The organism is Streptomyces brasiliensis, from assembly GCF_014647875.1.
Classification (GTDB): Bacteria; Actinomycetota; Actinomycetes; order Streptomycetales; family Streptomycetaceae; genus Streptomyces; species Streptomyces brasiliensis.
Genome location: NZ_BMQA01000124.1, coordinates 1 through 12,466 on the forward strand (window position 1 = coordinate 1; position 12,466 = coordinate 12,466).

Annotated in this window: 7 protein-coding genes and 4 pseudogenes; 5 read left to right on the plus strand and 6 right to left on the minus strand. The window is 68.1% G+C overall.

The genetic code is table 11. The annotated features are described in order from the left end of the window. The 4 genes and pseudogenes from IEZ19_RS47770 to IEZ19_RS47785 form a co-directional block, all read right to left on the minus strand. A pseudogene (locus tag IEZ19_RS47770) lies at nucleotides 1-306 on the minus strand (esterase); the annotation flags it as partial. 192 nt (nucleotides 307-498) lie between these two features. Beyond that, complete coding sequence (locus IEZ19_RS47775; protein ID WP_189317637.1) at nucleotides 499-924, minus strand: SsgA family sporulation/cell division regulator; 426 nt, start codon at nucleotides 922-924, stop codon at nucleotides 499-501. Then, nucleotides 921-1,955: an AraC-like ligand-binding domain-containing protein gene (locus tag IEZ19_RS47780; RefSeq protein ID WP_189317638.1), complete on the minus strand. Its 1,035-nt coding sequence runs from the start codon at nucleotides 1,953-1,955 to the stop codon at nucleotides 921-923. The genes IEZ19_RS47775 and IEZ19_RS47780 overlap by 4 nt, the downstream gene beginning before the upstream one ends. 229 nt (nucleotides 1,956-2,184) lie before the next feature. Continuing rightward, the gene (locus IEZ19_RS47785) at nucleotides 2,185-4,638 is read right to left on the minus strand and encodes an ATP-binding protein (RefSeq protein WP_229841674.1); all 2,454 of its coding nucleotides are present in this window, start codon (nucleotides 4,636-4,638) and stop codon (nucleotides 2,185-2,187) included. A gap of 237 nt (nucleotides 4,639-4,875) precedes the next feature. On the opposite strand from IEZ19_RS47785, the gene IEZ19_RS47790 reads away from it, so the two are divergent. Beyond that, nucleotides 4,876-5,067: a hypothetical protein gene (locus IEZ19_RS47790; RefSeq protein WP_189317639.1), complete on the plus strand. Its 192-nt coding sequence runs from the start codon at nucleotides 4,876-4,878 to the stop codon at nucleotides 5,065-5,067. A gap of 388 nt (nucleotides 5,068-5,455) precedes the next feature. Here the strand turns inward: IEZ19_RS47790 and IEZ19_RS47795 are convergent. After that, nucleotides 5,456-6,079: pseudogene (locus IEZ19_RS47795) on the minus strand (sigma-70 family RNA polymerase sigma factor); the annotation flags it as partial. A 1,133-nt stretch (nucleotides 6,080-7,212) separates the two neighbouring features. Between IEZ19_RS47795 and IEZ19_RS47800 the strand changes: the two are divergent. The 3 genes and pseudogenes from IEZ19_RS47800 to IEZ19_RS47810 all read left to right on the plus strand — a co-directional run. Beyond that, on the plus strand, nucleotides 7,213-7,806 hold the full coding sequence (locus IEZ19_RS47800) for a DUF5819 family protein (RefSeq protein WP_229841675.1): 594 nt from the start codon (nucleotides 7,213-7,215) through the stop codon (nucleotides 7,804-7,806). Continuing rightward, the gene (locus IEZ19_RS47805) at nucleotides 7,803-9,065 is read left to right on the plus strand and encodes an HTTM domain-containing protein (RefSeq protein WP_373297182.1); all 1,263 of its coding nucleotides are present in this window, start codon (nucleotides 7,803-7,805) and stop codon (nucleotides 9,063-9,065) included. The genes IEZ19_RS47800 and IEZ19_RS47805 overlap by 4 nt, the downstream gene beginning before the upstream one ends. 588 nt (nucleotides 9,066-9,653) lie before the next feature. Further along, nucleotides 9,654-10,129: pseudogene (locus tag IEZ19_RS47810) on the plus strand (Sir2 family NAD-dependent protein deacetylase); the annotation flags it as partial. 65 nt (nucleotides 10,130-10,194) lie between these two features. On the opposite strand, the gene IEZ19_RS47815 reads toward IEZ19_RS47810, so the two are convergent. After that, a complete protein-coding gene (locus IEZ19_RS47815; RefSeq protein ID WP_189317642.1) occupies nucleotides 10,195-11,613 on the minus strand; it encodes a selenium-binding protein SBP56-related protein in 1,419 nt (472 codons plus the stop codon). Nucleotides 11,614-11,789: 176 nt separating this feature from the next. Between IEZ19_RS47815 and IEZ19_RS47820 the strand changes: the two are divergent. Further along, a pseudogene (locus tag IEZ19_RS47820) lies at nucleotides 11,790-11,934 on the plus strand (IS5/IS1182 family transposase); the annotation flags it as partial. Between the last annotated feature and the right edge of the window lie 532 nt (nucleotides 11,935-12,466).

A 12,466-nucleotide genomic window follows, 5' to 3' on the forward strand; every position in this document is an offset into this window, starting at 1 on the left:
GTGGGTGCGGGCGTTGCCGAACATCCAGCCGGCGCCGTGGACGTACAGCACCACCGGCAGCGTGCCGACGTTCCCGGCGGGCCTGACGATCCGTACGCGGACGTGGTCAGTGGGGCCGCCCGGGACGGTGAGCCACTCCTCGTCCACGGCGGGCAGCTTCACCGGGCCCGACTGCAACTGGTTGACGGCCTCGCGTCCTTCGGCGGGCGGAAGCTCGTACAGGAAGGGCGGATCGGCCGTCGCCTTCACGAACGTCGCGGCTGCCGGCTCCAGCACCGGTTGTGCCGGTTCCACGAGGTCGGACATTGACCTACTCCTGAGAGGGCGGTAGGTGACGATCAGCAAAGCACGGCGAAAGGTTGCTCACTGCCATCTGAACTCCTCCGAAAACGCCGGGATTTCCGATGCCGAGGCGGACCGCTGCCCTTGTCACCCTAGAGCACGGCGCCGGAAGCGGATTGCCCGTCAGCGCACCGTCGCTTGATCCGGCGCGTACTGTCAGTCGCAGCCGTCCATGAGGGCGGCGAGTTCCCGGTCGACGTCGATGTACAGGCTCTCCGCACCGTCGGGCACCAGCGCGTACGACCGCCGCAGGAACTCCCCGGCCTCGACCGACGGCACTTCGATCCGGGCCGCGCTCGAGGTGGACCTCACCACGACGCGTACGGAGTGGCGATGGCATCGGTGCGGAGGACTCACCAGCACCCGCCCGACACCGGCCGGCCGGTGCATGCCCTCCGCGAGCAGTGACCGGGCGAACACCCAGTCGACGGGTTCCATCTCAGGTGCGCCCAAGGACAGACGTGCGGCGTACGGATCGGCCACGTCGTAGCAGAGCTCCGCGGGCATCACCACGGTGGGCTCTCCGGGGACGGCCACGGTGACGGTCACGGCGCACACCACCGAGGTGGCAGGCTCATTCATCTCGCATGTCCACTTCCTCTTCGTACAGTTGATGTCCGGGGCTCGCTGCGTACGGGCCGAACGGATTGCCTTACGGGGTGACCCGGGCGGGCGTCGCGCCAATCGCGCGGGGAGACGCCGTAGACGCTGCGGAACACCCGGCTGAAGTGGGCGGGGTTGGCGAAGCCCGACCGCTTGCTCACCGCCGCCACGGCCGGGACCGTTTCGTCACCGCGGGCCAGTTCACGCGCGCACTGCTCCAGCCGGCGCCGCTGGATGAACTTGGCGACAGTGACGTCCTCACCCTCGAAGAGTCGGTGGAGATAGCGAACGGAGATGTGCTGGGCCTTCGCCACGTTCTCCGGGGACAGCGCCGGATCCTCCAGATGCTGTTCGATGTGGTCGCGGATGCGCCGAACCAGATGGTCCCGCGGGGTCGCCGGCTCCCCCGCGTCCCGCTGGGTCCGTTCGACCACCAGCGTCGCGATCAGGTCGGCGATCCCGGCGGCCAATCGGCTCGCGACCATCGGGGAGTACGGATGTTCCGACGTGCCGAGCGTCGTCAGCAGGGACAGAACAACCGCGCCGAACCCGTCGCTCGCGTCGATCACGGTGCCCGTGACCCGGCCGATCTCCTGCTCCGGCAGCCCCAGCACGGTCCGGGGGATGTGCACCACCCGGGTGGAGAACCGCTCCGGGTAGTCCAGGGAGTACGGGCGCGCCGTGTCGTACACCAGCAGATCGCCCTGCGACGCCGTGGCCGCCCGGCCCTCCTGGACGAGCGTCGCGGTGCCCGACCTCTGCACCCCGACGCCGATGTATTCGCCCGGCCAGCGGGAGACATGGCCGGCAGTCCGGCTCGCGCGCTGGGCGTCGGCCACGATGTCGGAGACCCGCAGGTGTCCCACTCGGCCGCTGGCGATGTGACCGGCGAACGGACCACTGCCGCGAGGGACGACGGTCATCGGCACCAGCGCCTTGCCCAGCGCGTCGTGCCAGTAGGCGAGCTTGTCCCGGTCGGGGACCGAATCGGTCGTCAGTACCTGGCCCATCTGGCGCTCCTTCTCCCACGTCAGGCCGGCGGGACCCCTGTCCAGCCCTCATCAGCCAAACAGCAGGCGGTTTGGGACTCCAGGCAGGAAAGAGGCAGAAACTGGCAGCAACGGATGGCCGCGGGAGGGTGTGCGCGCAGAGAGCGGTGCTGGGGCACTCACGGAGGAGCGGTGCGTCGCCTGCGGAGCTACGGTGGGGGTTGCCGGGGTGCAGGAGCGGGGCCGGAGGTCACTTGGCTTCGGGCCGGCTTGCCGAGACGTGCCCGGGTGCCGCATCGAGGAGGGTGAGTTGCTCCCGCGAGTCGGCGACCGTCGACGGATCGGCCTCGGAGCCCAGCGCTATGCAGGAGGTGAAGGCTTCCCGGGCGCCCGCCGTGCGGCCAGCTGACAGCAGGACGTGGCCCAGCATGTTGAGCGTGCGGCTGGTCATTCCGGCGTTGTCCTGGCTCAGGTCGAGAGCGGTGCGCAGATGGCCGGCGGCCGCGTCCCAGTCGCCCAGGTCGTGGTGTGCCGCGCTGGAGGCCAAGTGCATCTGGATCCGGGCGAAGCTGGCGATATGGGTTACGACACGGTCGCCGGCCTCGTCCAGGAAGGCGAACGCCTCCGCGAGGGAGGAGAGGGCCTCGGCGGGGCGGTTGGCCCGCGCCAGTATCAGGCCGATACCGATCCGGGCCTGCAGGGCGCCGTTGAAATCGTCCGCGGCCTCGAACAGCTCGGCCGCCCGGCGTGTGCTCTCCATGGCCCCGTCGAAATCGTCGAGCCGTTTGAACGCGTTGGACCGGTAATTGTGGGCCCAGGCCTGCTGGTTGAGATCGCCGGCGCGTTCGGCGGCGGCGAGGGCCTGCGCCGCCCGGTCGAGGCTGTCGTGGTAGCGGCCCTCGCACGTGGCCAGGGCCCAGGCGTGGTAGTTGAGCTGGGTGGCTTCGAGGACGGGGTCGTTCAGGTCTTGGGCGCTGCGGGCGGCGGTGTCGAAGATCTCCGGCCAGTGGCCCCAGAAGATCCACTGGTCGGAGAACCAGTGGAGGGCTTCGGCGACCTCGACGACGGTGGTGTGGTCGCCGGCCGTGGCGGCGGCGCGGTAGGCGGCGAGCCAGTTGAGTCCTTCGGCCTGCAGCCAGGCGCGGGCCTGGTCGGCCGACGAGAGGTCAACCGTGCCGTGCCAGTCGGGCGGCGGGGCACCGTAGCCGGGTTCGTACCAGCGTCCGGCCACGATCGCGGTTTCCAGCAGCCAGTCGTGCAGTGCTGTGCGGGCCATGTCGGTGTCCGCCGCGCTCTCCTCGGCCGTCAGGCGGGTGCGGGCGTAGAGGCGTAGCAGGTCGTGCAGGCGGTAGCGGATGCCGGTGGTGCCCAGCAGCCCGGATTCGACGAGTTCTTCGAGGGTGTCCTCGGCGTCGAATTGGTCCTGTCCGGTCAGTTGTGCGGCCGCGGCCGGGGAGGTGTCGGGGCCGGGGACGAGGGCGAGGCGTCTGAAAAGGCGAGCGGCTGCCGGCGTGAGTTGCTGGTAGGACAGCTCGAACGCGGCTGACACGTGGATGTCTCCGGCGGTCAGGGCGTTCAGTCGTCGGTCTTCGTCGGCGAGGCGGTCGGCGAGCCGGCGTACGGGCCAGCCGGTGCGGGTGGCCAGCCAGTTGCCGGCCACTCGCAGGGCAAGTGGTAGATGTCCGCACCGTTCGGCGACCTCGGTGACGGCGGCCGGGTCGGCCTCGGCGCGGTCGGCGCCGATCAGGCCGGTCAGGAGGGTGGTGGCTTCCTGGGGGTCGAATTCGCCGAGGGGGAGGCGGTGCACGTTGTCCAGGCCGGTGAGCATGCGCCGGCTGGTGACCAGCACCATGCCCGTCCCTGCGCTCGGGAGCAGCGGGCGGATTTGGGCTTCGTCGCGGGCGTTGTCGAGCACCAGGAGGCAGCGCTGGTCGGCCAGGAGCCGGCGGTACAGCTCGGGGTGGCCCTGCGGGCCGGTCTGCGCCACGTCCCGGTCGGCCACGTGGAAGGCCTTGAGCACGCCGAGCATGAGTTCGGGGACGTCGGGTGGGTCGTCGGCCGTGCCACGCAGGTCCACCATGAGTTGCCCGTCGGGGAACAGGTCGGCCACGTCCCGTGCCGTCTGGAGTGCGAGGGTGGTCTTTCCCGCGCCGGGTGGCCCCGAGATCACCACGACCGTCGGCCGGGCAGGATTCGCCGGGCTGTCGTCCTGTCGTGCGGCGGTGATCCGTTGTGCCAGGTCGGCGAGGTGCTTGACCTCCTGCTCCCGGCCGGTGAAGTCGTCGATACCGCGGGGGAAGGAGCGCACTCCCGTGGGCGAGTATCCCGGATTCCGCCCGGCCCGCGCCGCGGTCAGGAGCCGTTCCCGCTCCGCCTCGCCCAGCCCGAGACCGTCCGCCAGGGCCGCCACGGTCCGCCGCTGCGGAGCAGCCCGCCGTCCCCGTTCCAGATCCCCGATGCCCCGCACGCTCACACCGGACGCCTCGGCCAGACCCTCGAGGGTCAGCGATGCCGCCAGCCGCAGCTCCCGCAGCAAGGCACCGAACACCACCTGCTGACCAGACAACGCGACCTCCTCCCCGACGCCGCCCATCCACTCCCCGACCAGACGGGCGATCGCTTGAATACTAAAATACGGGTCGACCTGGCGGGAACGACGGCTTGCGGGAACGAGGGTTTGCGGGGCGTCCGTCTCGACATGCAAGACGGATACCTCTGTTCCGCTCGCCATAGTGAGGCCGCCTGTGACGAGGAGGAGTGCACTGGGGCTCGGCGACCGCAGGTGTGCTCGTGTCCTGCTGCCTCTGCCTCTGCCTCTGCCTCTGCCTCTGCCTCTGCCTCTGCCTCTGCCTCTGCCTCTGCCTCTGCCTCTGCCTCTGCCTCTGCCTCTGCCTCTGCCTCTGCCTCTGGCTCTGCCGTGGTGGAGGAGGAGGCGAGGCTGGTGCGCTCGGTGCTTGCGGAGCTGGAGGCCCAGGAGGCCGCTGCGCGGGAGCGGCTGGAGGTGAAGTCGAAGATCGCGGTGGTCGCGCCAGGTGAAGGACTTCCTCTCGCCCTTGCGGCCGCGGTAGACGTACAGATCGTGCAGGAGCCGGGGGCCGTCCGGGCCGGTAGCAGGCGGGCCCTGCCATGGTGACCTTGCCCTTCCCCCGGTCGCCGGGCACCGCCCGATCGAGGTGCGCCCGCGGCGGACCGGACCCGGGCCCTGGCCTTCGGCGGCCTCAGCGACGGGCCGGCCTCTCCCTCGGAGCAGATCCACCCGTCGCAGGCCGCCCGGCCACCCCACGCTCGGCTCACGCGCCCTGCGCCGACGCTGCACCGCCCGCACCGTCACCCGCAGCTCCGCCGCACTCTCCGCGCAGCCCACCCTTTCCTCGAAACGCTTCGCCGCCTGCAGCCGCACCCGCTTATGCCCCGCCCGCTCCCTGGCGGTCAGCGCGCCACCCGGCGCACTCTCATGCCCACGAGATGCCGCAGGGATCACCAGCCGTCGGCCGCCACTGACCTGTGAGTTCCAACTCATCGACCGCGTCGGGGGTGAGCAGGGCTTCCAGGGTGGCCACATTCCCTGTCTGCATCGCCGAGACGAAGGCGGTCAGCAGGCGCCTGTACTCCGCAGCGTCCACGCTCTCCCGCTGCTCCTGTGCGAGTTGCCTGCGGGCACGACTCACGATCTTCCGTGTGTTGACGTGACTGAGCCGAAGTATCTCGGCGATCTCGGGATAGCTGTAGTCGAACGCCTCACGCAGGACGTACGCGGCACGCTCGGTGGGCTTCAGCCTCTCCAGTACCAGCAGCAGGGCCAATTCCAGCGCCTCGGCCCGCTGCGCCTCCAGTTCCGGATCCGAGCTGGTGTCGACGGGTTCGGGCAGCCACGGCCCGATGTAGGTCTCCCGGCGCACACGAGCGGACCGCGCGACATTGATGGCAAGCCGGGTCGTGGCCCTGGACAGGAAGGCCAACGGGTTGACCACTGTGGAGCGGTCGGTCTTCTGCCAGCGCAGCCAGACTTCCTGCAGCACGTCCTCGGCTTCGACCACGCTGCCGAGTACGCGATGGGCGAGGCCGAAGAGACGCTGCCGGTGCTGCACGAAGACGGCAACTGCCTCTTCGAGGTCGTGGGTGGTGCAGGACTGCTCTGAGGGCATGATCGTGCGGTCTCCGTTCCGGTTGCAGTTGGCCATGGGTGAGTGGGGGACTGCTGCACAACTGCAGACGGATCCATCCAGCGGTCCGGGGATGTATGTCTGTTTTCCGCAGCGCTGTTGAGTATGGGATGCCGATGGGCGTTTGTTGACGTTTGCGGGCTGGTTGGTCACGGATAGGCAAGCGTGCCCGCCGACGGAGTCGGCGGACCGTTCTGCGTTTCGTGCCAGGTGTGGCCCGACTGTCGTGTCGCACTCGCTCTTCCCGCTCTGGCTCGAAGCCGGGGCCTCATTGACACGGTCGAGCACTACGCCGTCATCAACGGCCAGTGGTTCAGGGCCGATCGTGGCGTCCGTCTTCTGGAGCCCGTCGACGGTCCAGTGCCGCCCGAGAACGGGTCGCAGGGGTGGCTCACTGACGAGGGGCTGGCAGCTTCCCTGCTCGTACAGCGCCTCGCTGGCGTGCCAACGCCTCAGCGGTGCATGTGCGAGTCGGCGGAGCGCAGTCATGCGCGCGCAGCCGAGGGGTGACTCGATCGGGGAGGGTGCCGGTCCGACCGGGTGAGCCGGCGCGACGCACACATGTTCCTCGACGCTCAGACAGTTCATCGGGCCGATCGAAAGATGGCTGGTGGGCCCGGCTCCTCGCTTGGGTGAAAACGCCGGCGTGAACTGGAACCATCCACGCCGAGCCCAATGAGCGGGAACTCCCGGCAGATCTGACCGCCCCTTTGCAGCACACCGTTGGACGCCTGGTGTATGACGCTTCGAGCTACATGGCCTTGGCGGTTGAACGGTGAAGGTTCTGCCCGCATAGGTCGAACGTCAACAGCTCCCGGACGGTGTGAGCGACCTTTAGGTAGGCCATCCCTCGAAATTGGCGAGACCGGTAGCAGCGGCCTGCCCGTCCCCGGTCGACACTCTGGCGAACGCGAGGGAACATAAAGGGACGGGGCACTTCCAGCCTCCACTTTGTCGCCGGGGTGACGCGGCGATCGGAGTTCTAGGTGACGCGCCCCCGTCCAGGGCAACGCGCAGGGTGGCGCGCAAGGCAACGTTCAGGGCAACGTGCAGGGCGGCGCGCAATGGATCATGTCGACAGGGGGAGCCGAAAGCGCGGTCTCTCATCTGTATCGGTGAGCATCATCGCGCTCGCGGTGGTGGGTGTCGTGGTCGCCGCCACCGTGCACTTGGCAATGCTCTTCCTCAACAGCGCCCCCTGGAACTCCTTCTCCCAGCAACACGCCGCGGACATCGACAAGTATGTCGGCTCCGAGTTTGCGCAGGAGTGGCAGCTTTACGCCCCCAATCCGCAATCGGTGAATACCCACGTGCAGGCTCGCGCGAAAGTGCAGATGCCCAGCGGAACCCTCACTGATACCGGCTGGGTGGACTTGACCGCGATGGATGACGAGAGGATCGTGCACAATCCTCTCCCCAGCCAAGCGCACCAGAACGAGCTTCATCACGCCTGGTCCAACTACGTCGACTCGCTCGACAACGAGGGACGTCCAGTTGGTTTGTACGGGAAGCTGATGCAGCAGTACCTGCTGCGCATCGTCGCCCATCGTCTGGGACCACAGGTCAACGGCGGCACCGTGCAATTCATCCAGCTGCGCTCGGCCAACACGCCGGTGGGAAAGCCCCCGTGGAGTGTTCAGCAGATCGACACGCAGACCAGCTATGTGGTTCAACCGTGGTGGGCCGTCACGGCGGAGGACTTCAAGTGACCACGCACTCTCCGGCCACGCCCGGCCGCGCATCCGAACCGTCCCCATCCGCCCGACTGTCGCGCGGCATTGGCGCCGCTGTCAGGCGAGGTCTCGCGCGTATCACCAGCGATGTCATCGCGCCGTACCAGTCGGCCGTCATTCGAATCGGCTTCTCACTTACCTGGCTCGCCCTGCTGCTGCGCGAGTGGGTGCACCGTAACGAGCTCTACGGGGCGGACAGCCCTTGGAGCTGGGCCATGGCCCGTGAATGGAACATGACAAACCGGGCGTTCACCGTACTCATGTGGCATGACAGCCGATTGTGGTTCGAGATCGTCTACGTGGCGGCGATCGCCGCGTCGGTAATGCTGCTCCTCGGGTGGCGGACCCGCACCGCCTCGCTGCTCTTCATGATCGGTGTGCTGGCGCTCCAGAACCGTAACCTCTTCGTGGGGGACGGCGGCGAAGATGTCATCCACGTCATGGCGATCTATCTGGTATTCACCCGCTGCGGCCGGGTCTGGTCGTTGGACGCGCGGCGTGCCGCGCACGGCCGTGACGGAGGCCGGGACGTGGTCGGGATCGTGATGTGGGCTTTCTTCACTGCCGTGCTCGCCCTGGTCACCGGGCTGGGCAAGCTGGATACCGGCTGGGCGCTGTTGCTCTGGGGCCTCGTCTTCGCGCAGCTGGCGTGGTGGCTGGTGCGACGCTATGGCCCCGGAGAGCCCCGCACCGTCATGGAAATGGTCGGCAACGTGGTGCACTCGGGTGCAATGTTCGTGATCGCAGCCCAGGTGTGCCTAATCTATGCGGTTTCCGGCTGGTACAAGGTCCAAGGCTCCTTTTGGCAGGATGGAACGGCGCTCTACTATGTGCTGCACCTCGACGACGTCACCCCGTGGCCCGCTTTGTCCCACGCCATCGCCAATAGCAGTCTGATCGTCCTGCTACTGACCTACGGCACGGTGATCGTCGAAGTCGCCTTCCCCTTCACCCTTTTCAACAGCCGCGTGAGAACCATAATGGTTGCGATCATGATGTCCATGCACGCGGGCATCGGGATCCTGCTCGGCCTGCCTTTCTTCGCGTTGGCGATGATCACGGCCGACGCGCTCTTCCTCCCAACTGCACTGCTGCGTCGGGCAGGCGACCGCGTGGCGCGCGCGGTCTCACGGAGGCGAGCTGTGGTGCCGACACCACAGGTGCCCTTCAGGGCCACTGGGCGTGAAGTGCGGTTACATGGAAGGGCGTCATCGCTGAGACGTCCGAATCGTTGAGCGGTATGGCCCAAGCACAGGCCGGCCAGCCCGAGCAGAGGGCTGCCCGGCACGGCCCGTGTTCCGACCGGGATGCACCAGTGCTCGACGAACTCCCCATCGTCGTCGTTCAACGCGCTCCCGACCAGGACACTCGCCGCCTCGCCCTCTGCCGAGCTGTCACGAAGGGCCCGCTCCAACGTCTCGACCACGACCTTGCGAGGCAGCGTGGGAGGGTTCTGAAAGCTCAGATGGGAGTGTATCCCGCGGGACTACGTGCCCCGCGCGACCGGCAAGGCCAAGGCGAACGTTGACTGACGCGGCACGAGATACCCGGCACCCCGCGGCCAACCAGGAAGGGCCTGCGGATGGCGAAGCCCCCGCCGCGCGGCGACGAAGTTCGCGCAGAACCCCGTGAGCTGCCGGACACCAGCGTCGTCCGGGCGGCGTGCCGGTACGTGCCCGCCGAGGCCGAGGTCGGCGGGGACTGGTTCGACGTGATCCCTGTCCCGGGCTTCCGCACCGCTCTGATGGGAGCAGGGCGGCGCCGGTCAGGGCGAGCAGGGGCATCCAGGCCAGCAGGTCGAAGGCGATGTGGATGATCTCCAGAACGCCGCACACCGGGCCGTCGCCGAGCTGGAGCGGTCCGGCATCCCTGTCCGGGCATTGCCCAGAACGTGGACGGGCTGCACCAGCTCGCCGACATGCCCGCCCGCAATGTGCTCGAACTGCACGGCACCGCCCGCAGCGTCGTCTGAACGCAGTGCCACACTCGCAGCCCCATGGAGGACCAATGCGGCGACATCCTCAAGTCCGCCACGGTGATGTTCGGCGAAAGGCTCGACCCGGTCGTCCTCGGCGAAGCCATGGCCATCACCAAGGCCCGCACCGTGTTCGTCGCCGTCGGCAGCAGCCTCCAAGTCCAGCCCGCCGCGGGCCTGGCCGGCGTGGCCGCCGACAACGGCGCCCGCCTGATCATTGTCAACGCCGAACCCACGCCGTACGACGACCGCGCTTCTGAGCTGTGCCTTTGTTGCCCGCGTAGCGGCTGCGCGGTGCTCCGATGTCGGGCGGGTATCTGTTAGCGCTCTTCGAAGCCGGGGCGGCAACCGCCGCGGGCCCGGCGCCGGCGCTCGCGGAGCGTAAGCGGTCAGCGGCGGTAGCAGTACGAATCCGAGGATGCGTCGCCGCCCTGCAGGCGTGTCTGGTGCACGCGCAAGCCGAGGAAGTCCGGGCCGTGCGGGAAGAAACGGCTGTCGGTGGAGAGTCCGCCATGGGTGGTGTCGGCGTCGAGTTTGACCATCCACGGGTCGATGCCCGCGGGATAGAGCTGCGCGTCCCAGGCGGAGTACAAGGAGTTCGTCAGGTACACGCGCCGTCCGTCGCGGCTGAGCTCGATCATCTGTGCTCCGCCGGTCAGTGGAACGTCCGGCTCGGCGGGATGCGGCTGTGGGCCGACGACGCCGCCGAGACGCACGGACGCGGTCTGCGTCGGACGGAACGGGTCGCTCACGTCGTACTGGAGCAGGTCGCCGGTTCCCCATGCGGATATGTACAGCCACTGGTCGTCCACCGACAGGTCGATATCGGTGATGAACGGCGGCACGGCGCCGAACGGCCGGAGCGCCGGGGGCAGGTCCTCCGTTTGCGCGGGCTCGGCGGGGATGGTGATCACCTTGCGGACCACGAAGTCCTCGCCCTCCCGATTCCACAACCACACGGACGCCGACAGATCCTCTACGTTGACAACGGTGCTGGCGAACCCCCACGTGGCCTCGGGGTCGTGCGCGGGACGCAGCTCCAGCACCATCTGGTTCTCATCCCCCAGATCGACCCGCTGCAGGTGCCGGCCGGAGTCCAGCTCCCAAAAATGCAGTGAGTGGCCGTACTGGCGATCCAGCAGCAGTTCGGGGACAAGGCCGTTCTCGAACATAGAGGGGGACCCCCACTCGCTGGTCATGGCGATGTTCTGGCGCAGATGCCACCAGAGGTCGTAGGCGAACCGCTGCGGTCCGCGGTCGCTCTCCCAAGCACGCAGCACGTCGAAGGTTTCGTGGTCCAGCAGCGCGACGCCGCCGGGCCCGTCCGCACCATCCGCGCCGCCCAGGCAGGACAGGAACACTCCGTCAGGGCCGCAGTGGAGTGTGTGGGGCCGCGAATATCCAGCCTTGGCGGCCAGCTCTTCCGGCTCGACCACCTTGACCAGACGGGGGCGGGCTGGATCGGGACTGGTGTCGAAGACGTGCAGCCGGGAGGAGCGCAGTCCCGGGACGATGAGGTAGCGCCGCGCAGCGTGATGATGACCGGCATGCGCCAGCGCGCTCGAGCAGGCGTTCCAACCGAAGTGGTGCAGTTCATCGCCCACGCCGGGCAGTTCGGCCTGGGAGGTGACACGGCCGTAGGCAGGGGATTCGGGGTCGGTGCCGACGGTGAACAACGCGTCCGCGCGCTGTGCGGTCGGGTCGAAACCGACGACATAGGCGAGCTTCTCCGGGGATGCGGCGACGGCGTCCGCCGGAGTGCGGTACAAGGTGGGGTCACTGTGCTGGGCGTGGTCGGTCGTCGTCATGGCTTTCCTTGTCCCGAACGGGAGGCTGGAACCGGGGGGACTCCCGAGAGGCAGCGGGTCTCATCCGTTCGAGATCTATGTGTGAATATCGGGCATACGTTCCCTAAAGTCAGCATTTCACAACCCCGAAGCACTGCCAAAGCGGCAGCGCGGACGCGCATGGACCGCCTAGAAGGGGCGAACACACGGGTCTGAGCCCGGTGGACCCAGACACTGCGGGTTCCAAGATGCGCGTCCTGTCGGACGCGCACGTATTGACCCCTGCTCGTCGGCATCTCGGCCGGCAACACCCACGACAGCGAAGGTCTGAAGCCCCTTGTGCAGCCTGTCGTGGCGACGAAGATGATCGCCGCGAGGACCTCTATGAACTGGCCCGGCAGCTCGCGAGCGGTCAGGTGGGCGACGGTGTGAGGGTCGTGGCGACGGACCGCTTGCGGAGTCCTTCTGCCAGGTGCGCCATTTCCACGGATGTGCCGACCAAGTCGGCTGCCCTCAGACCGGCTACTGCCAGCCGAGCTTCGCCCAGGGACAGGCGCCGCACCTTGCGCAAGGCTTGCAATACCGGGACGAGACTGGTCTCTCCGGCGAGGCGAAGCCGAGTGGCCCCGTGCTCGGCCAGCAGTGCCTGCCTGATTTCTTCGGGAGCTGGGCCTGTGCCCGTCTCGCACGATGCGTGGCGGCAGAACCTTGAAAGCCACTCCCGACGCCCCTGGGTGGGCCAACATACGAAGGGCTCACCCGGTCTTGGGGAAGAACGTAGGGATGGTTGAGCGCGTGCCAACGAACCTTGATCGGGCCCGCAGAGAATCAACACGCTGTCTTGATCTCTGCTGTGGGTAGGGCGTTGTCGTAG